Source organism: Kosakonia sp. AG348 (genome assembly GCF_003337365.1).
Taxonomy (GTDB): Bacteria; Pseudomonadota; Gammaproteobacteria; order Enterobacterales; family Enterobacteriaceae; genus Kosakonia.
On record NZ_QPJR01000007.1, the window covers coordinates 118,576 to 138,758 of the forward strand.

The 20,183-nt window shown below is 52.7% G+C and carries 20 protein-coding genes; 6 read left to right on the forward strand and 14 right to left on the reverse strand.

Annotation, left to right across the window (positions count from 1 at the left end; genetic code table 11):
• Nucleotides 1-448 precede the first annotated feature (448 nt).
• The gene (locus tag DFO56_RS17325) at nucleotides 449-2,005 is read right to left on the reverse strand and encodes an MFS transporter (RefSeq protein ID WP_045512197.1); all 1,557 of its coding nucleotides are present in this window, start codon (nucleotides 2,003-2,005) and stop codon (nucleotides 449-451) included.
• 422 nt (nucleotides 2,006-2,427) lie between these two features.
• Entirely contained in the window at nucleotides 2,428-2,595 is a 168-nt protein-coding gene (locus DFO56_RS24835; RefSeq protein WP_020455223.1) for a hypothetical protein, read from the reverse strand.
• Nucleotides 2,596-2,760: 165 nt separating this feature from the next.
• On the opposite strand from DFO56_RS24835, the gene DFO56_RS17330 reads away from it, so the two are divergent.
• Nucleotides 2,761-3,453, forward strand: a complete 693-nt coding sequence (locus tag DFO56_RS17330) for a class I SAM-dependent methyltransferase (RefSeq protein WP_082071792.1) — start codon at nucleotides 2,761-2,763, stop codon at nucleotides 3,451-3,453.
• A 4-nt stretch (nucleotides 3,454-3,457) separates the two neighbouring features.
• Here DFO56_RS17330 and DFO56_RS17335 read toward each other — a convergent pair whose 3' ends face one another.
• The 4 genes from DFO56_RS17335 to budA form a co-directional block, all read right to left on the reverse strand.
• Entirely contained in the window at nucleotides 3,458-4,225 is a 768-nt protein-coding gene (locus tag DFO56_RS17335; protein ID WP_045512194.1) for a class I SAM-dependent methyltransferase, read from the reverse strand.
• Nucleotides 4,226-4,355: 130 nt separating this feature from the next.
• On the reverse strand, nucleotides 4,356-5,126 hold the full coding sequence (locus tag DFO56_RS17340; protein WP_020455226.1) for a (S)-acetoin forming diacetyl reductase: 771 nt from the start codon (nucleotides 5,124-5,126) through the stop codon (nucleotides 4,356-4,358).
• A gap of 16 nt (nucleotides 5,127-5,142) precedes the next feature.
• On the reverse strand, nucleotides 5,143-6,822 hold the full coding sequence (gene alsS / locus DFO56_RS17345; RefSeq protein WP_020455227.1) for an acetolactate synthase AlsS: 1,680 nt from the start codon (nucleotides 6,820-6,822) through the stop codon (nucleotides 5,143-5,145).
• A gap of 22 nt (nucleotides 6,823-6,844) precedes the next feature.
• Entirely contained in the window at nucleotides 6,845-7,624 is a 780-nt protein-coding gene (gene budA, locus DFO56_RS17350) for an acetolactate decarboxylase (protein ID WP_045512191.1), read from the reverse strand.
• Nucleotides 7,625-7,731: 107 nt separating this feature from the next.
• Here budA and DFO56_RS17355 point away from each other — a divergent pair, with 107 nt between their 5' ends.
• On the forward strand, nucleotides 7,732-8,604 hold the full coding sequence (locus tag DFO56_RS17355) for a LysR family transcriptional regulator (RefSeq protein ID WP_045512188.1): 873 nt from the start codon (nucleotides 7,732-7,734) through the stop codon (nucleotides 8,602-8,604).
• Between the two features lie 31 nt (nucleotides 8,605-8,635).
• On the opposite strand, the gene DFO56_RS17360 is transcribed toward DFO56_RS17355, so the two are convergent.
• Genes DFO56_RS17360 through DFO56_RS17370 form a run of 3 tightly spaced genes read right to left on the reverse strand, consistent with a single transcriptional unit; the run spans nucleotide 8,636 to nucleotide 9,697 of the window.
• Nucleotides 8,636-8,992 carry a DUF1971 domain-containing protein gene (locus DFO56_RS17360; RefSeq protein WP_020455230.1) on the reverse strand — a complete coding sequence of 119 codons (357 nt, stop codon included), beginning with the start codon at nucleotides 8,990-8,992 and terminating at the stop codon, nucleotides 8,636-8,638.
• A gap of 23 nt (nucleotides 8,993-9,015) precedes the next feature.
• Nucleotides 9,016-9,354, reverse strand: a complete 339-nt coding sequence (locus tag DFO56_RS17365; protein ID WP_045512185.1) for a DUF1869 domain-containing protein — start codon at nucleotides 9,352-9,354, stop codon at nucleotides 9,016-9,018.
• 10 nt (nucleotides 9,355-9,364) lie between these two features.
• Nucleotides 9,365-9,697: a DUF1971 domain-containing protein gene (locus tag DFO56_RS17370; RefSeq protein ID WP_045512182.1), complete on the reverse strand. Its 333-nt coding sequence runs from the start codon at nucleotides 9,695-9,697 to the stop codon at nucleotides 9,365-9,367.
• A 210-nt stretch (nucleotides 9,698-9,907) separates the two neighbouring features.
• Here DFO56_RS17370 and DFO56_RS17375 point away from each other — a divergent pair, with 210 nt between their 5' ends.
• A complete protein-coding gene (locus tag DFO56_RS17375) occupies nucleotides 9,908-10,495 on the forward strand; it encodes a flavin reductase family protein (protein ID WP_020455233.1) in 588 nt (195 codons plus the stop codon).
• Nucleotides 10,496-10,533: 38 nt separating this feature from the next.
• Here DFO56_RS17375 and DFO56_RS17380 read toward each other — a convergent pair whose 3' ends face one another.
• The gene (locus DFO56_RS17380) at nucleotides 10,534-11,610 is read right to left on the reverse strand and encodes a pectinesterase family protein (RefSeq protein WP_045512179.1); all 1,077 of its coding nucleotides are present in this window, start codon (nucleotides 11,608-11,610) and stop codon (nucleotides 10,534-10,536) included.
• A 10-nt stretch (nucleotides 11,611-11,620) separates the two neighbouring features.
• Nucleotides 11,621-13,204: a rhamnogalacturonan acetylesterase gene (locus DFO56_RS17385; RefSeq protein WP_045512176.1), complete on the reverse strand. Its 1,584-nt coding sequence runs from the start codon at nucleotides 13,202-13,204 to the stop codon at nucleotides 11,621-11,623.
• Between DFO56_RS17385 and DFO56_RS17390 the strand changes: the two genes are divergently transcribed.
• Entirely contained in the window at nucleotides 13,203-13,430 is a 228-nt protein-coding gene (locus DFO56_RS17390; protein ID WP_045512173.1) for a hypothetical protein, read from the forward strand. The two genes, DFO56_RS17385 and DFO56_RS17390, sit on opposite strands and share 2 nt — an antisense overlap.
• A gap of 13 nt (nucleotides 13,431-13,443) precedes the next feature.
• On the opposite strand, the gene DFO56_RS17395 is transcribed toward DFO56_RS17390, so the two are convergent.
• The 3 genes from DFO56_RS17395 to DFO56_RS17405 are packed head-to-tail and all read right to left on the reverse strand — an operon-like array spanning nucleotide 13,444 to nucleotide 17,092.
• On the reverse strand, nucleotides 13,444-14,478 hold the full coding sequence (locus DFO56_RS17395; RefSeq protein WP_045512169.1) for an ABC transporter ATP-binding protein: 1,035 nt from the start codon (nucleotides 14,476-14,478) through the stop codon (nucleotides 13,444-13,446).
• A 1-nt stretch (nucleotide 14,479) separates the two neighbouring features.
• A complete protein-coding gene (locus DFO56_RS17400) occupies nucleotides 14,480-16,054 on the reverse strand; it encodes an iron ABC transporter permease (RefSeq protein ID WP_045512164.1) in 1,575 nt (524 codons plus the stop codon).
• Between the two features lie 21 nt (nucleotides 16,055-16,075).
• Nucleotides 16,076-17,092 (reverse strand): iron ABC transporter substrate-binding protein, encoded by a 1,017-nt coding sequence (locus tag DFO56_RS17405; RefSeq protein WP_045512161.1) that lies wholly within the window; start codon nucleotides 17,090-17,092, stop codon nucleotides 16,076-16,078.
• A gap of 341 nt (nucleotides 17,093-17,433) precedes the next feature.
• On the opposite strand from DFO56_RS17405, the gene DFO56_RS17410 reads away from it, so the two are divergent.
• Together DFO56_RS17410 and DFO56_RS17415 are read left to right on the forward strand one after the other, a co-directional pair.
• Nucleotides 17,434-17,661, forward strand: a complete 228-nt coding sequence (locus DFO56_RS17410; protein WP_020455240.1) for a hypothetical protein — start codon at nucleotides 17,434-17,436, stop codon at nucleotides 17,659-17,661.
• A gap of 311 nt (nucleotides 17,662-17,972) precedes the next feature.
• The gene (locus DFO56_RS17415) at nucleotides 17,973-20,162 is read left to right on the forward strand and encodes a TonB-dependent siderophore receptor (protein WP_020455241.1); all 2,190 of its coding nucleotides are present in this window, start codon (nucleotides 17,973-17,975) and stop codon (nucleotides 20,160-20,162) included.
• The last annotated feature ends 21 nt before the right edge of the window (nucleotides 20,163-20,183 follow it).

Consider the following 20,183-nt stretch of genomic DNA (forward strand, 5'->3'; position numbering starts at 1 on the left):
CCATAGTCTCTCCGAATCGAAATAGTGATTAAATTTTTGAATAATATTAAGAGCCACGGCAGCATAGAGCGAATTTGTGACAATTTTGTGTCAACGGTGAAAAATAAAAAAAGGCGGCACAACAAGCAAAAAAAGACCTCCGGATCGCAATCGGGAGGTCTAAGCAAACCTTATAAAGATGAATTAACCTAACGGTTAAAATTTGCAACTCTGCGCGCTCTGAAGGAACGCACTGAGTTACAGTAGCCACGGCTATTAAACACGAAAACCGCAGCCCTCATATGACAGATATGCAACATTATGTAAGTTATTTTTTCTACCCACTAAATTACCCGCACCGAGAATTTTCCGCTGACTCAAAACGATATTGCTTCATCAATGAATGACTTTGAAAAATAGCCAATCCGTTTTTAAAGACATCAGCACAATATATAGCGAAAAATTAATCTTATTTCGGCATATAACTTTTACTTAATCCGGCAGTGGATATCACCTCACCGTCTACTGTTGCATCAGTCCAAAGCGTGTCGTAACGGTAACCTGTCAAATCTTCGACAACTTTACGTGCTTCAGGCGTCACACTCTGTTTATTTCCGTTAGCTTTCAGGCGGTCAAGTTCATCGACAAAAATACGGTGCGTGCGCTTATTGAGATGGAAGGTCAGCGCTTGCCACATTGCCACCAGCAGAAGCCCGGCGGTGCCGATAAACAGCAGCATCACAATGGTAGTGATTGCTTCCTGAGGCTGTTGCAGACTGCCTTTCACAAAACCGCCGCTCTGCAATAGTAACCCCACGGCAAAGGTTGCAATTGCTACCGTAGTTTTACGTGAAAACGTCATCACGGCAGCAAACAGCCCTTCGCGGCGTTGACGCGTAACCATTTCGTCAATGTCCGGAATAAACGGGAACACGTTCCACGGCGTGAATTCCAGAACGCAGCGCCCAACCTGGTAAAGCCCGGCAAGGATCACCAGCAGCACCACTTTGTTTTCCGGGGGGAATTGATACACCAGGAAGAAACCGCCCAGGCACAGCAACATCATGCTGTAGGCAAAAACATAAAGCCGGGATGGGCCATATTTAATAATGGCGAAGCCCGCGGCGAGCGTTACCGGCAGCCCGACGATGCTCATTGACAGCAAGGTTCCTGCCAGAGAAGACGAGACATGCAAACAATAGACACAGAAAAAGACAAACACCGTGTTATAAATGTCTTTCGCCGTGAAAGAGAAAAGATAAATAGCCAGATGCTTGCGGAACGCACGAATTTTCAGCGTCGAGGCATAATCCTTAAATAACTTAATCACGCCGGTAAGTGTTTGCGCCGCATTGCCAGTTTGACGTTTTTTCTCCATCTCCTGCATCATTTCTGGTATTATTTCGCGCTCCCAGCTTACTTTCCAGGAAATAAATACACAGACCATAAACAACACAGCAAAGACCACACCGTTAATCAAATAAGCATCGGCGTTTTTTTCGCCCAGCCAGCCGATTAGCACACCGGGAATAAAGGTCGCGAGAAACGTGCCGGACGCAGAAAGAAACATGCGGCAAGTGGAAAGCTTGGTGCGATCGTTAAAATCTTTGGTCATTTCCGAGGGCAATGTTTCCCACGGGATTAAGACCATGGCAGCAATAATTTCAAACGCCAGGTAAACGGCGAGATAAAACCAAAAATTCATGCCATTAAGCCATAACAAAATATAAACCAGCATCAGCGGCGCGCCGATAAGCAAAAAGAAACGGCGGCGGCCAAATTTCTTGCCTAAAAAGTTCTTATAAAAATGATCGGTAAAACTGCCCATAAACAGGCTCACGATAGCATCAACAATCCTTGCAATCGCGACAATGGACGCTGCCTGAATCGGTGATAAACCGACAAAGGTGGTGTAATAAAATAGCAGCCAGGCACCAATTACCGTAAAAGCGCCACCGCCCATTATGTCTGTCATGCCATAACCAATGCTGACAGGAATCGTCACTTTTCTGTTTTTACGGGTCATAGCCACCCCCCGCAACTGCTCAGCTTTATAAGCCTCTCAGGCTGTAAATGTTCTTTATTTATCATGGACATAAAAACTCCACAGAGAATTATTTGTGCCAGAACGGCTCCGCTAATAACGGCCGCCTGTTGCCACCGGAAAACATCGCAGTCTTCACGTTATATCCCTTGGGGAATTTATGTCTACTACCATACAAGTTGAATTGTCGAAAATGTGACCTCAGGCATAAGCCAGAAAAAATCGCCTTCGCAAATTCTAAAAAAGTGAGAAATGGGATCGAAAGAACAGTTAAAAAAATACACTTGTGAAGTGACGAAAATCCTGCGCAGCGCAAACAAAAAACCCGTCTGATATCAGGCGGGTTTTACGCTTCAGCGCACAGTTCATTCCAGTAGCTATAGCGCATCACCAGGTGAAAGCGCTCATTTTTCATCGTAAATCCATACAGAAGGATGATAATCAAGACCATAAAGCAGGCCGAACGGGATCAGCAGCGCAACATGGCGCCCCGAGTCATATTCCCCCTCTTCTGTCTGTAATGGCAGCGTCGGGGTAAGGCGATTAAGCCACTGTTGCAGCAATGTCTTCATCAGCGCGTTCTCCAGCAAAGGTTGACGAGCTCAGTTAAACGCAAAGCGCGCCATAACCAAAACGATCATTTTTGCACTGGTTTGCCGAAAAACGCATTTGGCTTGCGCAATCCCATTTCATGTAATATTTTAAGTTACATGATAGACAGCTATCCCGGAGATAACGTGGCGCAGAATACGAACGACATTTTTAACAGCGAATTCTCGCGCCAGTACGATGCTTACAACGAGCGGCTGGGCGAAATTGCCAATAATCTGCACCTGCTTATCTCTTTGTTGCTGAAAAAAATGCCGCATCAAGCGCGAATTCTCTGTGTTGGTGTCGGCACCGGCAGCGAAATCATCCGCCTTGCGCAGCACCATCCACAATGGCGCTTTACCGGCATTGATCCCTCACCGGATATGCTCGCAGTCTGCCAGCAAAAGCTCGACCAGGCGGGCATTGCCGACCGCTGCACATTACATGAAGGTTATCTTAATGAGCTTCCCGCCAGCGGCGATTATGATGCGGTACTCTGTCTGCTGGTGACTCACTTTATTCAACATCCGCAGCGCGATGGCATCTATTCACAAATGGCGAGCCAGTTAAAACACGGTGGACGTGTGATCACGGCAGAAATCGCCGGAGACATGCACAGCCCGGCGTTTGATGAACAGCTCGAAGTGTGGACATCCATGCACGAAACCGCCAGCCAGGCACCACGCGATATGGCGGAAATCAAAGCGCAACTGTCGCAGCGCCTGCTGCTGTTGCCCGCAGAAACCACGGAAGCACTGATTGAACAGGCTGGTTTTACCCCGCCACAGCGCTTTTTCCAGTCGCTGCTGATCCATGGCTGGACGGCACGCAAAAGCTGAGGTGTTACGCCTTGCGCGAACAGCAGGCAATGTAGTTTAACTGGCGGCGATTTGCGCGGAAAAAGCGGAACATGCCGAGAAAACGCATCCGGTTATCACGTGTCCGTAAGCCATTAAAAACTATGCGCAGCGTACGCGCGAAACCTTCATCACGGATCAGCCCAACGGGCGACATCAACGACATTGCCCCGTGGCGCGTATCTACCGCGGCAAAACCATTGTCGATAAACAATGTTTTCCATGCCGCTTCTGTCAGCGGGCTGACATTCGATTTCACGACCTGCTCCAGTTGTGACTGGTTATCTGTCGCCAGCCCGCTGCGCATAAACATAATGTCGTGCGTCAATAAACGGCCGCCGGGTTTCAGCACGCGATAATATTCGCTGATGAGTTTTGCTTTCGCTTTGTCCACATACATGGTCAGCATTGCTTCGTTAATCACCACATCAAAGGTGTTATCGTCGAACGGCAGCTTATTCGCATTGGCTTCGCTAAGATGTATAGAGTTGTCGAGACCGGCAGAAATCACATTTTGCCGCGCCTGTGCGAGCGCGTTTTTATCCATGTCGATGGCGTCGACCATACAGCCAAAACGCTGTACCAGTTCAATCGAGGTGGTGCCCATATTGCAGGCGACTTCCAGCACCCGGCTCTGCTCATTTAGCGGTACCTGGTTAAACAACCATTCGGTTGCTTCCACCCCGCCGGGGCGCAAACGCGTTTTCCCGAGGCTCGCCAAAAAGGTATGCCCTGCTTTATCACTGTCGGCCATCGGACTCTCCTCACCATAACATGCATTTTACATGCAACTTATCACAACAGTGTGGAGATGAGAATGGCTTTCATCAACAAAAAAGCCCCTGCGTTTTCGCAAGGGCAAGGCTGTGTCCGAGCCATAAAAATTAGTTAAAGACCATACCGCCATCGATCAGCAAAGATTGACCGGTCATATAGTCGGAATCCGGCCCGGCGAGGTACGAGACGCAGGCGGCAACGTCTTCTGGTTCCGAAAGACGCCCAAGCGTAATGCGTTTGGCAAACTCCTCCGTGCCATACCCCAACGGTTTACCGGCCGCTTCCGAGACCTGGCGGTCAATCTCCGCCCACATCGGTGTTTTCACGATGCCCGGGCAGTAGCCATTAACGGTAATGCCAAGCGGCGCGAGATCCCGCGCGGCGGTTTGCGTGAGCCCCCGTACGGCGAACTTGCTGGAACTGTACACGGCCAGTTCCGGGTTGCCGACATGCCCGGCTTGTGAACAGGCGTTGATAATTTTGCCGCCGTGTTTTTCCGCTTTGAAGGCTTTTACCGCTGCCTGGATACCCCAAATCACGCCTTTTACGTTGATGTTATAAACCTTATCCACCACTTCTGGCGTGATGGACTCAATCGGTGTCGAAGGCGCAACACCGGCGTTATTCACAATCACGTCAAACCCGTTCAGTTTGGTTCTGGCCTCCTCTACCGCCGCAAACACTTTGTCGCGGTCAGAGACATCCACCGTCACCGCAATCGCGCTGCCATTGCTGCTATTAATTTCGTCAGCCACCGCTTTTGCCGTTGCGGCGTTGTAATCGGCAACAGCGACGGCAAAGCCATCTTTCGCCAGACGCAACGCAATGGCTTTACCAATTCCCTGACCCGCTCCGGTCACGAATGCAACTTTTTTCATCATATCTCCTTGGTTTTCAAAGAATCTGGCTAAGATTGAGCTGGCCCATCAGCAGAGGGTTATCGCTGTAATCAACCGGGATGGCGACCACCGCCGGGCCGTCCGTATCCATTGCCGCACGTAGCGTGGGTTCCAGTTCTGCCGTGCTTTCGACCGCGAACCCTTTAGCGCCAAACGCTTCGGCATAGGCTTTAAAATCGACCGGACCAAAATTAACGCCAGAAAGGCGCTGGTATTTTTTCTCTTCCTGAATGGCCACCATGTTGTAGGCGTTATCGACCCAGATGATATGCAGCACATTCGCCCCGAGGCGCACAGCGGTTTCCAGCTCCATGCTCGATTGTAAAAAGCCACCATCGCCGGAAACCGACACCACTTTGCGCCCCGGGTTGACCAGCCAGGCGCCAATCGCCCATGGCAGCGCAACGCCCATGGTTTGCTGACCGTTGGAAATCATCACCTGACGGGCGCGGAAGCTATAGAGATAGCGCGCAATCCAGATATGGAAACTGCCCATATCGACGGTCAGCGTGACGTCGTTATTCACGATGTCCTGCATCGCCCGCACAATACGCAGCGGGTGAATAGCGAACTGGCAGAGCTGTGCGCCCTTACGGCTGAGTAGTTCCCGCTGGTTGCGGCGCTCAATCAGGATTTCTGAGGCGCGCGGCGTGAGGATCAGCGGTTTTTCGATTTTCGCGGCCAGTTTGTCGAGCGTGCTGGCAATGTCGCCAACCAGTTCGCAATCCGGCACGTAATTGCGTTCTTCATAAGCAGGAAGCACATCGATATGGACCAGTTTCGCGTCACCGGTGTTCCACATTGATGGCTCATATTCCACCGGGCTGTAACCAATACAGATAATCAGATCCGCCAGGTGCAGCAGCCGATCCCCGGCCTGGTTATTAAATAACCCCACGCGTCCGGCAAAACGGGTGAAATGTTGCTGATTAACCGCGCCTGCCGCCTGATACGTGCTGGTAACCGGAATATGGCTTTTTTCCAGCAACTGATGCAGCGCCGAAATATTCTCTTCACGGCTTGCCATCAACCCGAGCAAAAACACCGGGTTTTGCGCCTGCGCGATAAGTTTCGCCACCTCGTCAATCGCCGCATCCGGCGCGGCACCTAACTGCGGCACACCGCTGGCGGGCAAGATAGTGCCGCTCGCCGGTTGGTCGGCAATATCTTGCGGCAGACTGACAAACGCGCTGCCCGGCCGCCCCTGCTCGGCGGCGCGAAATGCATTGGAGACCACTTCGGCAATCGCGTCGGAGGAGGTTATTTCTACCGCATATTTAGTGACGGGGTTAAACATCGCCACCGTGTCCATGCTCTGGTGCACCAGCTTGGCTTTATCCGCGCGTTTCACCGCGCCGCCCAGCGCCACCACCGGGTCGCCTTCGCTGTTGGCGGTCGCCATACCGGTAATCAAATTGGAACAGCCGGGGCCGGAAGTGACCAGCGCGACGCCAGCTTTACCGGTGATACGCCCGACCGCCGCCGCCATAAATGCCGCGTTCGCTTCGTGGCGCACCGGAATAGTTTGAATGGTTGAATCAAGAAGCGAATCAAACACTTTGTCAATTTTGGCACCAGGAATGCCAAACACATGTTTCACTCCCTGCGCTTCCAGTTGTGCCACCACCATATCCGCACCGTGCGACCATTGATGTTTACGGTTTTCTTTGTTCATCATTTACTCCTTTAAATGGCTCTCAGCTCTCAACCGAACGGATGGCAGCATCCAGATTATCCGGGTGTAAATTCGCGCGAAGAAACGCCGCATCTGCAGGCAGGTCGATCATCAAATGGTGGATTTCTCCAAATGTCAGCGTGCCGCTTTCAAGCTGGTAATCCAGCAGGTGTCCGCCGCCGTGACGATCGTCCGTAATAAAGTGCTCGTGATAGCCTGCCACATTAATGCCCTGCATATGCTGGGGTGTGCGGAACCCGACCAGCACGCCATCGCGCCCGTTAAAACGGAACACCGGTTGATCATCAAGCACATCGGTCATAGCGCGATAAGGCGGCGTCTGGCGTGGAACGGTACGGGTATGCGCATGGCGAAAATGGCCATCAATACGCAGCGCGCAGAAAATGTTATCGGAGGGGATCGCTTTATCGATGATGTCGTGCAGTTGCTGGCGGCTGGCTGGTTTGTCGAGCTCAACGCGATGCTGCGGTTTAAACCAGGTCATTACCGCGAACGGCGTTTTTTGCTGTGGGCTAGCCTCACGGGCACTGCCATCAGCACGCAACTGGTAAACCTCACTGTTGAACGCAATTAATTCGCCATCCAGCTCGTTAAAGGTGCCAAGACCAAAATCACCGTGATTAAGTAAATCCTCAATCGTGGTATTTCCTTCGTAAACACCGCTTAATAGCGCACTCATTAGCGATGTTTGATATATCACACATTCTGGGCGAGTTTCTGAAAAGGCACGAAATGTTTCCCGTAGACTTTCCTCGCAAGAACAACCGGTTAGATGACTCATTATCCTTTACCTCGCTGAGCAGTCGTTTAGAAAAGCTGATTAATTATTGACGCGATTCAGCGATAGATTCCAATATACAAAGCATCAGGGTTTGAGATGTTTTTAATATGGAACTCCGTTATCTACGCTATTTTGTTGCCGTTGCGCAGACGCAACATTTCACCCGTGCCGCAGAAATGCTGGGCATGTCGCAACCGCCATTAAGTCAGCAAATTCGTCGTCTTGAGCAGGAAGTGGGCACACCGCTTTTTTACCGGCAAACTCGCGGCGTTGAGCTCACCGAAGCGGGTGAAGCGTTTTATGAAGATGCCTGTCAAATCATCGCATTGAGCGATGCGGCAATGGAAAAAGCGAAAGGAATTGCGCGGGGAATTAATGGAAAATTGTACCTTGGCGTGACCAGCTCCAATGCGTTTCACACGCAGATTTTTTCCGCGCTTCGCCAGTTTCAGCAAAGCTATCCGCAGGTGGCGCTGTATCAAAAAGAGGACAATATGGCGACGCTGATGCAGGAGCTGGAAGAGGGGCTGATTGATGTCGCCTTTGTGCGCCTGCCATGCGAAAACAGCAAAATGTTCAACCTGAAATTGATCGATGAAGAACCGATGGTGCTGGCGTTACACCGCTCGCATCCGCTTGCTGCAAAAGCAGATATCTCGCTTAACGAATTGCAGCAAACACCGTGCATTATCTTCCCTCAGCAGGTCGCACCGGGTCTGTATGAACTGGTGTACAACGCCTGTCTGCGCGCGGGTATTGATATGGAAAATCAGCAACAAGCGTCGCAGTTCTCCTCTTCGCTGAGCATGGTGGCCGCGGGTTTCGGTTTCGCTATCGTTCCGCAATCCATGGCCTGTTTCAGCCACCCGCAAGTGACATTTCACCGGATGGCGGAACAGACATTAAAAACGGATGTGGCGCTGGCGTGGCGCAAATTCGAGCGATCGCCTGCTGTAAAACGGTTTATTGAGAACTTTTAAAAACGCCCGCCGCAAAGCGGGCGTGAACTGTTTAGCTGCGATGGGTATTCACAACCTGGCCAATCCCCTTCCCTTCCAGCGCTTCGTTGGGGTCGGCAAAGAAATCGATATTGAAGTAGGTGTCATCGGTTAACAGTTCAATATGGTGCCAGTATTGCGGCGGGCTAATGCCAAAATGCCCGGCTTCAATCACCACTTCCACTTCCGGCGTGGTGTCATGCTCACTGGCAAAACCAAAATATTTCACGGCCCCCTGCATCACCGACAAACGGCCATAGACCCCTTTTTTGGTGTTGTGATGGGTGAGCAGCGCCTGTGGAACCGTCTCTTTCGTCCAGAAAGGCGTTGAGCGGGTATGACGGAAATGAACAGGAATTTGATGCGCCATAATACCTCCTGAGGCCGCTTCGATTACCAGCCGCACACGTTAGTTTCTTCGTCCGATTCATAGCCGCGAACGATATTAATCAACTCTTTCACCGCGTCTGCGGCATTAAGCGGATCTTTCAGCTCATTAAGCGAGGAAAACTCTTTATCCACTGAAACCCCGTTATTATTGTTAGTCACCGTCAGGATAAATTCACTGGAACTTTCTTTAGCGTCAGTAAGACCCGCAATCAGTTCCGCAACCGCCTGTACAGCAACATCAGGAACATATAACGACATTGGCTTGAGATAGACCTTTTCCTGCGTCTCATTGTTAGCACGGTTAGAAACTGCTAAAGAATAACCTTTGTTTTCAGTCGTCATCAGAATTACCTCAGCCTTCAATCAAAATTTTCGGGTCAACATAGAAATCGACGCTAAATATCGTATCGTCGCTTAATGCTTCAATGTTGTGCCATTTTTCCGGCGGGAAAACGCCAAATTCACCGGCATTAATCGTTAATGTCTCTACCGGTTGCGGGCTGGTTTCATCGGCGTAACCGTAATAGCGGATCGCCCCTTGCAGCACACTCAAACGCGGGTAGACGCCCTGGCGTGTTCCGGCATCGAGATGGCGTTTCCAGATGGACGCCGGGGCGGTTTCTTTGGTCCAGAACGGCGTCGAACGGGTGTGGACATAGTTCGCGGGTATCGCAATTCGTTGCATGTTTCATCCTCTTTGTGTCTCAGCAAAGCAGGTTTGCCGGGAGGGGGAAAAGCATTTGTTGCATATGATATACCTGTTTTATAATTTGTGGACTACTTTTTTTAGGGGTTATTTCCGCTGAATTTTATTACTCAGAAAGGGTTATTGATAAATACACCATGACGGGGGAAAAATGACAGATAATTATTTATAAGCAGGAATCAACGCGCAATGAAAAGCAAATCCAAACTCAATTCTTTTTATTATGGCTTTCCCGTTTTTTTAGTCACCACGCAAGATAAAGATGGCAACACAAATATTTCAGCGGCATCCTCCTCTATTTCTCTGGGCGAGAAACTGATTATTGGCATCAGCAAAGGCGGTAAAACCTACAATAATTTATTGGCCGGTTCAGACGCCGTGATCAATATTCCCGATCACACGCTTTGGGAAAAAGTGGAGCAAATCGGCAAACTTACCGGCGGCGATAGCCTGTCGGAAAACCAGACCAAGTGGGGCGTTGAAATCTGCCACGATAAATTCGCCAAAGCCGGGTTACACACAGAAGCCTCTGTCGATGTCGCGCCGCCGCGCGTTGCCGAGTGCCCAATCCAGGCGGAATGCCGCTTAGTCTCCACCAGCGATAAAGGCCGTTTTATGTTGGCTGAGCTGGATATCGTGAACTTATGGGTTGAAAACGCGCTGTTAAATGAAAATGGCATTGTTAATTCAGGCAAATGGAAACCGCTGATTTTCAATTTCCGTGAATACACTACCGTTGGCGATACGCTCGGGTTTAACGTGAAATACGGCAACTGATCTTCATAAATTGCCCCCGCTCACGGGGGCATAATCCTTTACTCCAGCAGCGCGTTATCCCAGCCGCTGAAAATCGCCGCCAGATTATATTGCGCGGCGTCCGCCTTGCTTAACTGGTATTTTGTACCGCCCTGTCCGGCGCCCGGACCACGGTTATCAAACTCATAAAAACGGCTGTCTTCCGGATAAAACCAGATCTTCTCCCCGGCTTTATCTTTGCCGGACATTTTATCCCAGCCATAAATATGGTCGTCGATTTCGCAGTTGATAAATGCCGCCAGGCCAATGGCGTTCGGATCGGCATAGCGCCCGTCGCTGAATTGTGTTGTCGGATGCCACGGGCGACCCAGCGCGAAACTTTTCGCCGGAACGCCCGCTTCTTTGCTGAGCTTGCTGTTGATGATCAACAAGCCAAACTTCTCATCTGCCTGCGTCGCGGGCGCGGTGATATAGCCATACGGCGGGGCAATATCATTGCGGTTACGGGCGATAATCTCGCAGCGGTCAAACACCGCAATGCCGGGGCCAAAGATAAAGTCAACGTGCCCGCTCACTTCGCAATCGGTGAAATAACTGCGGCTTCCGCTCTTGCTGTAAAAGGTGTCCTGGTAACCTTCGAGCCGGACATGGCGGAAACGCGCTTTATCGACATTTTCCGACACCATCAGCGCCACCGCCTGCGTGTCTTTCAGCTTCTTCGCATCACCATCCGCCAGCGCGGCATTGGCCGGGAAATCAAAGCTATTGCGAATGGTCAGGTTTTCAATGGTCACGCCAGAGGCACGCACTTCCACCGTGCTGGTACGCCCGGTGCCAAGCTTCTGCCCGTCACTGCCTAATGCACCGGCGGGCGTATTCGCTTCAATCTGCGTTTGCTCTCTGGATTGCCCCACCAGCGTGACCGGTTTTTCAATCACCAGCCGTTCGTTCCAGCGCCCCTCTTTGACCAGGATCCGCCACGGCGTACCGCTGTCAGGCGCGGCGGCCAGCGCCTGGCTGATGGTGGCGAACTCACCGGCTTGCGGCGCGGTGGAGACAATGGCGTTCCACTCGCTCGCCTGAGCGGAAACGCTGATACACGCCAGCAACAGCGCGGAATAGTGCAGTGTTTTCATCGGTCTCTCCTTAGGGTTTTAGTTTGTCAGCAAGCGAGGTCAATTCAGGTGTGGTCCGGATTAGATCAGCTACCATCGATGCGACAGCTTCTGCACCTTGTTGCTGGAAATGGGTGGTATCAGGATTGCTGCGAATCCCGGAAGTTTGCGTTTTATACCAGGAGTAGCGCGGGTCGTTCACATCCACAGCCAGCCAGTAATTCATCCAGTTACTGGCGTGCGCATTGGCGAAATCGATGGTCGCTTTTTCCAGATCAATAAGCGGCACGTGGTTGCGTTGGGCGGTCTGTTTGATGGTGTCGATGTAGTTTCCGGCAAAGCGGTAACCCGGCTTTTTCACCGTGTAATGACTGCTGACCACCACATCGTCGGCACCCTGCTGAAAAGCCGTTTTCCCGGCGCGGTTTTTTACCCGCGTGGTTGGTGTCAACAGCACCGGCGTCGCGCCCGCTGCACGCGCCAGCGTGATATAGCGCTCCAGCGAGTGCTGGAACGACAACAATGGTTCCCCCGGCGGAAACTGCGGATTGCCGCTGGCATCATTGGGATAGGTGCAGAGGTTTTTCACGTCGGCCGCGCCGCGCACCGCTTTATCGCCATCGCAATTTTGATCGTTATGACCATGGGCGATAAAGACATAGTCGCCAGGGCGCAAATCACGCGCCATTTGCTGGTACCAGCCTTCGTTGTAGAAATCGCGGCTGGAGCGCCCGGAACGCGCACCGTTAAGCACCACAACGCCGCTGTCGGCGCGAAACGCGTGCTGGAAAACTTGCCCCCAGCCCATGCGCGGTAAACGGGCGACTTCATAGGTGGCGGCGGTGGAGTCACTGACCAGCAAAATACGCGTTTTCGCGCTACTGATAGCCTGCCGGTCGCGTAGCGCACGCGGCAAATCTAACGGTTCCCACGGCCCGCTGTTCTGTAAACCGACAATCGGACGAAAGGCGCTGTCGGTCAGCACTGCCGCGCCCGCCTCGCCGCTGTTGTTGTCATAGTTACGATTGTGGTTAATCACCGACAAAATCCGCGCCATACCGTTGCCGGTGCGAATGGGGGTCTGCACCGGATCGGCGGTTTGCGCACTCAGGCCAGATAAACGCAACGCGTCGGCCATGCCATGCCGAAAGTTAGCCAGCGGCCCGGCCAGCAAACCGGCATTCAGCTTGCGGTTATCACCGCGTTCAACCCACTGCTGTGGGCCGATATAGCCCAACTGACCGGCCACTTCGGAGACTAGTCTGTCGGTAAAGGGGGTGATATTAGCGGTATTACGACGCTCTTTTTGCAGCGTAATCCGTAGCGAGGCCATGCAGCGTGCACGCGGTTCATCGCTTCGCAAACACGACTCAGCGCCGCCCGTGCTCTGAGTCGTGGAAAGGGTTAACGGCGGTGTGAGGGCATCAACCGCCAGCGAATAGCGTCCATCGCTGCGCGTTTTGGTGGTAAGGCGCTTGCCTGAACTGTCGGTCACCGTTACCGGAGCGCCCGCCAGTGGCGCGTCGGCGAAAACCGCGCCTTCAAGTATCGTTGCCGCATTCGCCATCGCTGGCAGGCAACAAAACAGCACACTAAGTCCCAGAGGGTATTGCATGGATCATTCTCCTGAAACAGGTTCTCCCGGCAGGCTGCACCGGTGTAATCGCGCGTTTCTGTTTCTGGAAAATGTGGCCAAGAGTGAACGCCATCAGGCATTACGGGTCAACAAAGGCTTTTATTTTTATGGCGATACAAAACGAAACGAAGTTTTACACATGCGAAAACATCGTTTTGAGATCGGTCTCAAGAATATGACAATTGATAAACAAACCCGGCGTTAACCGGGCATTACATTCAGCGGGGGAATACGCGGGCGCTACCGTTAACCTGCAGATTCACTTTCATGCCAGGTCGCCAGTCCGGGCGGGTGATGGCTTGTAATGTCAGGCGTTCGCCGGTTTGCGAAAACAGCAGCGTCAATGACGAAAGGTATCCGGCAAAATCCATATCGATAATTTGTGCCTGCGGGTAGGTTTGATGCTCATCGCACGGCACCACACTTACCTGCTCCGGGCGCAACATAATGCGATGAGCGCCAGAAAGCGCCGGGTTATCCACCGCCACATCGCCAAGCAGACAGTGCGCACGCCCTTGTGCCACATCGGCAGATAGAATCAGCGCATCACCCAAAAACAGCGCCGTCTCCTCATCAATCGGTTGCGAATAGACCGCGAACGGCGATCCCACCTGCGCAAAGCGGCCGTGGCGGATCACCACAATCTGGCTGGCGAAGGAGAGTGCTTCTTTCTGATCGTGAGTAACCAGAATGGATGCAACGCCGGCTTCAGTCAGCAAATCCGCCGTGGCTTTACGCGTGGCGGCGCGCAGACCAGTGTCCAGCGCCGAAAACGGTTCGTCGAGCAACATCAGCGCCGGTTTCTGCGCCAGCGCTCTGGCCAGCGCCACACGTTGTTGCTGACCACCGGAGATCTCATGCGGCCAGCGCGCCGCCAGCTTGCTGTCCAGCGACACCATCGCCATTAACTCGTCGACACGGCGTTGCTTCTCGTGGCGCGAACCTTTAAGCCCCCAGGCAATGTTTTCTCCGACGCGAAGGTGCGGAAACAGCGCGCCTTCTTGCGGCACAAAGCCAATGTTGCGTTGGTGAGCCGGGACAAACTGGCCATCGCCAAACAAGGTTTTTCCCTGCAACTCGATACGCCCGCTGTCCGGCATTTCAAACCCGGCGATCAAACGCAACAGTGTGGTTTTCCCCGACCCGGACGGGCCGACAATCGCCGTGCGGCTACCCGCAGGAATCACCAGATTGACATCATCCAGCACGCGCGCAGCGGCAAAGCTTTTCGAAATTGTTGCCAGTTCTAACATCTTAAAGACCCGAAAGTTTTTGTGATTGCTTATACAGCAGGCCGGTCAACGGCAAGGAGATCAAAATCATCAGCAACGCATAAGGTGCCGCCGCCACGTAGTCGATCTCGCTGGTCAGCGCCCAGAACCCTGTCGCCAGCGTGCGCGTACCAAGCGGGGAAAGCAGCAGCGTGGCGGTCAGTTCCGTGCTCACACCCAGAAAGACTAATGCCGCCGCGGTGGAAGCACCCGGTGCAGCCAGCCGCAGCGTAACACTCACCAGCGCTCTGCCAGGCGAGGTGCCAAGGCTTTGCGCCACCTGCTCAAGCTCGACCGGCGCTTGCGCAATCCCGGCGCGTAAGTTGATTAATGCTCTGGGCATAAACATCAACAGCCAGGCGAGAAACAGCGTCACTTCGGTCTGGTAAATCGGGCGCGCGTAATGAATGGTCACGGTAACCAGCGCCAGCGCCACCACAATGCCGGGCAATGCGCTGGTGATGTAATTACAGCCTTCGAGAAAGCGAAATACGCGGCGCGGATGGCGCACCGAGAGCCACGCCGTCGGAATGGCGAACGCGGTGGTGATCAGCGCCCCGCAAACGGCCAGAAAAAGAGTCTGGCGCAGTGAAAGCCAGAGATCCGCGCGATACCAGTTATCGAACCCACCGAGCCACAACCAGCGGCCGAGCACGGCAATCGGCGTACCGAATGACAGCGCCACCGTGCATGCCGCCAGCAATAACCCCAGCCCACAGCCCCAGCGCCCAAGTGCGCGGCGTTGTTGCTTGCGCGCTGACCCTGAGCCCACCCGCGCATAGCGCGCTTTGCCGCGCGCCGCCGTCTCCAGCAGCAGCAACGCCAGGCAGCAGAGCGCCAGCACACCGGCGAGCATATTGGCGGCCGGGCCGCTGAACGTTGACTGAAACTGATCGTAAATCGCGGTGGTGAAGGTATCGAAGCGGATCATCACAAACAGGCCATATTCCGCCAGCAAGTGCAGCGCCACCAGCAGCGCACCGCCACAAAGCGCCAGCCGGAGCTGGGGCAAGATCACGCGAAAAAAGATCCGCCACGGCGGAGTGCCAAGCGATGCCGCAACATCCTCAAGGCTGGGATCGAGGCGGCGCAACACCGCCGCGACCGGCATATAAATAAACGGAAAATAGGCCAGCACGGCGATAAACACTGCCGCGGGTAATCCATTAAACCCAGGCAAAACGCTCACCCAGGCATAGCTTTGTACAAACGCCGGGATTGCCAGTGGCGCAACCGCCAGCACGGCCCATATGCGCCGGCCGGGCAGCGACGTCCGTTCGGTGAGCCACGCCAGCGACGTGCCAAGCGCGACGCTGGCGGGTACAGCAAGTGCAATGAGCCAGAAGGTGTTGACGAGCAACTCACCCACACGCGGGCGAAAAATGAGCGCCTGCACCGTCGCCCAGCCGGTATCAATACCGACACCGATGACAAAACCAACGGGCAGTAAGGCCAGTGCCGCGACAAAAAGGGCAAATATCACCAGCACCCACGAAGGGCGGTGCCGGGCGGCATGGCAGGCCGCATTGCTAGCCGCCGGGAGACTTAAACTGGACATCAGGCACTCTTTCCTGCGTGATTACAAAAGACCGGCTTCGGTCATTAACTCGCTGACTTTTTTGCTGTTAAGCGCAGAGGGTTCCACTTTCGGTGCGTCTAATTGCGCCAGCGGAACCAGTTTTGCGTTAGATGCCGCGCCTTCCCCTACTGCGTATTCAAACGCATTGTTGGTACGCAGCATCTCCTGGCCCTGCTTGCCGGTTATCCATTTGATAAACGCCTGCGCCTGTTTCTGATGTTTGCTGGACGCTAAAACGCCGCCGCCAGAGATGCTGACGAACGCGCCCGGATCCTGATGTTTAAAGTAGTGAAGCTGAGTGTTTTTGCTGTTCTCGCCGGTTTTCGCCTGATCGACAAAGTAGTAGTAGTGATAAATCACGCCGCCGTCGATTTGTCCGGCATTGACCGCTTTCATCACCGTGCTGTTGCCTTTGTAAGGCACAAAGTTGGTTTTCATCGCTTTCAGCCAGTCGAGCGTGGCTTTTTCACCTTTCAGGGTCAGCATCGCGCTGACAATGGCCTGGAAATCAGCGCCTGAAGGCGACGCCGCCCAGCGGCCTTTCCATTCCGGTTTGGCTAAATCCATGATCGACGCAGGTAACTGCGAGGCGGAGAGTTTCGCCGGGTTATAGACAAAAACAGTGCTGCGCGCGGCAATACCAGTCCAGCGACCATGCGCCGGACGAAACTGCGCCGGAACTTGTTTCAGCGTATCCGCATTGAGCGGCGCAAAAAGCCCGGCGTTGTCGACCAGCGTCATCGCCGGGGAGTTTTCCGTCAGAAACACATCCGCTGGCGAAACGTTGCCTTCCTGCACCAGTTGATTACCCAGCTCCGTGTCGCCGCCGTTACGCAACGTGACTTTGATGCCGGTTTCTTTGGTGAATTCGTCGACCCAGGATTTTGTCAGGTTTTCGTGCTGCGCGTTATAGACCACGATACCGTCGTCGTTATCGGCGGCGAGCGCCGCGGGAGCAGCAAAAACTGAAGAGATGACCAGTGCAAGTGAACAGAGCGGCAAAAAGCGGTTCTTCATCATCATTCCTTTTAAATTATGTGTAACAGTCAGCACATACGAGCTGGGCTGGATTTTAATCGTAGCGGAAATGAAATGAGAATCAAAACTATTATCAGAAGAATGAGTTTGAAATTAAATATCATCAAAAATTAAAAAATGAATTAATCCACTAATTCACAATTGCAGGATACGCAGAAGATTAAGACAACCTTAACATCAGGTTAAATGTTTCATATATTATCAATCCAGCGAATCAGACAACCGTGGCTATCTTTTCCATGAATAACAAATTAACATCAGATTGAGTGGGTTTAATACCAAACATCGCAAAACAACCTGCACAGGTAAGACAAATTATTATGAAAAATAAAAAGATAGATACAATGGCAAAAGTGGCTATGCGCAGCAGGGGATTGTCTGTAAAAGAAAAGCGCGTGCGTTATCAGGGTAAGATATTTACCTTTAAATATGTTTCAGGCCACTATGAAATCTTTTTCGAAGGCGAAAAAGTGGACGCCATCGAAACAGATAACATCAATCAGGCGATTGCGGATTTTAAAGAAAAGCATAACAAAACGAAGCGCTAACCCCCGCTAAAATACCTTTTCACTTGCCGTAAACGCATCAAGCAATAAATACCAGCAACCTTATTATACCGGGCGGTATCGTTATCGAACCCGGTGCCCTCCCCGCCCTTTGTCTGTTCAGATTCACGGTCAAAAACCCTAAAAATCTCATGGAAATCACCGGGTTATTCCAACATTTTTTTACATAAAGCGTTTACATGGTAACGATAATTCATATCATCTTGATAATCGCTATCAATAAATAGCGATATTGCTTGCGGCCGGGAGGATCAGCGCCGCCGTACTTCTGTTAAATCAGGATCACCATAACAATGAAATCTCGTTATCTTTGGGCATTAAATCCTTGTTTATTGATGATGTTTTCCGCTCACGCCTCGGCGGAAGGTCAAAAAGAAGAGACACTGGTGGTTGCCGCCAGCCGCGCAAACCACAGCGTTACGGATATGGCGCAAACCACCTGGGTCATTGAACAGGCTGAAATTGAGCAGCAGGTTCAGGGCGGAAAAGAGTTAAAAGAGGTGCTGGCGCAGCTAATTCCCGGGATGGACGTCAGCAGCCAGGGACGCACCAATTACGGTATGAATTTGCGCGGCCGTTCAATGATGGTGATGGTCGACGGCGTACGTCTGAACTCGTCCCGCAGCGACAGCCGCCAGCTCGATGCTATCGATCCGTTTAACATTGCGCGCATCGAAGTGATTTCCGGCGCGACATCGCTGTACGGCGGTGGCAGTACCGGCGGTTTAATCAATATCGTCACCAAAAAAGGCCAGCCGGAAACCGAGGTTGAATTCCAGACCGGCACGAAAAGCGGTTTTAACAGCCATAACGATCACGACGAGAACATCGCCGCTGCGGTCAGCGGTGGTAACGATAACGCGTCGGGTCGCCTCTCTGTGGCGTACCAGCGCTATGGCGGTTGGTACGACGGCAAAGGCAATGAAGTGATCATTGATAACACGCAAACCGGTTTGCAGTATTCAGACCGCCTGGATGTAATGGGTACCGGCACGCTGAATATCGACGATCATCAGCAGTTACAGCTCACCACGCAGTATTACAAAAGCCAGTCTGACGGTAAGCACGGCCTTTTCCTTGGCGAAAACTTCTCGGCGGTGCGCGGCTCCGGCAACGCTTACAACAAAAGCAATCTTGATTCCGACCGCATCCCCGGCACCGAACGCCACTTAATTAACCTGCAATACGCCAACAGCGATTTCTGGGGCCAGGATTTACTGGCGCAGATTTACTACCGTGACGAAAGCCTGACCTATTATCCCTTCCCGACGCTTTCCGGCGGCTCGGTGACCAGCATTGGCGCATCACAGCAAAAAACCGATTTCTACGGCGGCAAACTCACTCTCAACAGCAAACCGCTGGAAGATCTGACCTTGACCTGGGGCGTGGACGCCGAACATGAAACGTTCGATGCCAACCAGCAATTTTTCAATCTCAGCAACGCCGCCGCCAGCGGTGGGATGAAACTGGATAACGCTTATAACGTCGGGCGCTATCCCGGCTACAGCATCACGAACCTCGCGCCGTTCCTGCAAAGCAGCTATGACATTGCGGCCATCACCCTGAGCGGTGGCGTGCGCTACCAGTACACGGAAAACAGAGTCGACGACTTTGTGGGCTACGCGCAGCAGCAAGCCATCGCCACCGGCAAGGCGACCTCGGCAGACGCGGTGCCAGGCGGCAAAACGGATTACAACAATCTGCTGTTCAACGCCGGTATCCTCGGTCATCTGAGCGAACGCCAGCAGGTGTGGTTTAACTTCTCGCAAGGCTTTGAAATCCCGGACCTGGCGAAATATTACGGTTCCGGCACCTACAAGCTGGAAAACGGCCACTACCGTCTGGTTAACAGCGTCAACGTGAACGATTCGAAGCTGGACGGCATTAAAGTGAATGCCTACGAGCTGGGCTGGCGCTTCACCGGCGATAGCCTGCGTACGCAGATCGCCGCGTACTACTCGCTTTCGGATAAAACCATCAACATCAACAAAAGCGACATGACCATCAATATTGAAGATGATCAGCGTCGTATTTACGGTGTGGAAGGTCAGGTCGATTACTTCTTTAGCAACAGCGAGTGGAGCACCGGTGCAAACTTTAACGCCATCAAGTCGCAAACCCGCGTCGATGGCAAGTGGCAGAAACTGACCGTGGATAGCGCCAGCCCGTCGAAAATGAGCGCGTGGGTCAACTGGGCGCCAGGCGACTGGACGTTACGCCTGCAAAGCACGCAGACCTTTGATCTTTCTGACGCCGATGGGAAACATATTGACGGGTACAACACCGTTGACCTGCTCGGCAGCTACCTTCTGCCCGTCGGTAAGTTGAGCTTTAGCGTTGAAAACCTGCTGGACGAAGATTACACCACCGCGTGGGGACAACGCGCACCGGGTTTATACAGCCCAACCTACGGCGCAGCGGGTTTATATACCTATAAAGGCCGCGGCCGTACGTTTGGCCTGAATTATTCCGTTCTGTTCTGATGAGATGTGCCGCCTGTATTT

Excerpts from the sequence above, each read along its gene's own strand:
- DFO56_RS17325 (WP_045512197.1), bottom strand. The coding sequence starts at position 2,005 with ATGACCCGTAAAAACAGAAAAGTGACGATTCCTGTCAGCATTGGTTAT.
- DFO56_RS24835 (WP_020455223.1), bottom strand. The coding sequence starts at position 2,595 with ATGAAGACATTGCTGCAACAGTGGCTTAATCGCCTTACCCCGACGCTG.
- DFO56_RS17335 (WP_045512194.1), bottom strand. The coding sequence starts at position 4,225 with ATGGCCGACAGTGATAAAGCAGGGCATACCTTTTTGGCGAGCCTCGGG.
- DFO56_RS17340 (WP_020455226.1), bottom strand. The coding sequence starts at position 5,126 with ATGAAAAAAGTTGCATTCGTGACCGGAGCGGGTCAGGGAATTGGTAAA.
- alsS (WP_020455227.1), bottom strand. The coding sequence starts at position 6,822 with ATGAACAAAGAAAACCGTAAACATCAATGGTCGCACGGTGCGGATATG.
- budA (WP_045512191.1), bottom strand. The coding sequence starts at position 7,624 with ATGAGTCATCTAACCGGTTGTTCTTGCGAGGAAAGTCTACGGGAAACA.
- DFO56_RS17355 (WP_045512188.1), top strand. The coding sequence starts at position 7,732 with ATGGAACTCCGTTATCTACGCTATTTTGTTGCCGTTGCGCAGACGCAA.
- DFO56_RS17360 (WP_020455230.1), bottom strand. The coding sequence starts at position 8,992 with ATGGCGCATCAAATTCCTGTTCATTTCCGTCATACCCGCTCAACGCCT.
- DFO56_RS17365 (WP_045512185.1), bottom strand. The coding sequence starts at position 9,354 with ATGACGACTGAAAACAAAGGTTATTCTTTAGCAGTTTCTAACCGTGCT.
- DFO56_RS17370 (WP_045512182.1), bottom strand. The coding sequence starts at position 9,697 with ATGCAACGAATTGCGATACCCGCGAACTATGTCCACACCCGTTCGACG.
- DFO56_RS17375 (WP_020455233.1), top strand. The coding sequence starts at position 9,908 with ATGAAAAGCAAATCCAAACTCAATTCTTTTTATTATGGCTTTCCCGTT.
- DFO56_RS17380 (WP_045512179.1), bottom strand. The coding sequence starts at position 11,610 with ATGAAAACACTGCACTATTCCGCGCTGTTGCTGGCGTGTATCAGCGTT.
- DFO56_RS17390 (WP_045512173.1), top strand. The coding sequence starts at position 13,203 with ATGGATCATTCTCCTGAAACAGGTTCTCCCGGCAGGCTGCACCGGTGT.
- DFO56_RS17385 (WP_045512176.1), bottom strand. The coding sequence starts at position 13,204 with ATGCAATACCCTCTGGGACTTAGTGTGCTGTTTTGTTGCCTGCCAGCG.
- DFO56_RS17395 (WP_045512169.1), bottom strand. The coding sequence starts at position 14,478 with ATGTTAGAACTGGCAACAATTTCGAAAAGCTTTGCCGCTGCGCGCGTG.
- DFO56_RS17400 (WP_045512164.1), bottom strand. The coding sequence starts at position 16,054 with ATGTCCAGTTTAAGTCTCCCGGCGGCTAGCAATGCGGCCTGCCATGCC.
- DFO56_RS17405 (WP_045512161.1), bottom strand. The coding sequence starts at position 17,092 with ATGAAGAACCGCTTTTTGCCGCTCTGTTCACTTGCACTGGTCATCTCT.
- DFO56_RS17410 (WP_020455240.1), top strand. The coding sequence starts at position 17,434 with ATGAAAAATAAAAAGATAGATACAATGGCAAAAGTGGCTATGCGCAGC.
- DFO56_RS17415 (WP_020455241.1), top strand. The coding sequence starts at position 17,973 with ATGAAATCTCGTTATCTTTGGGCATTAAATCCTTGTTTATTGATGATG.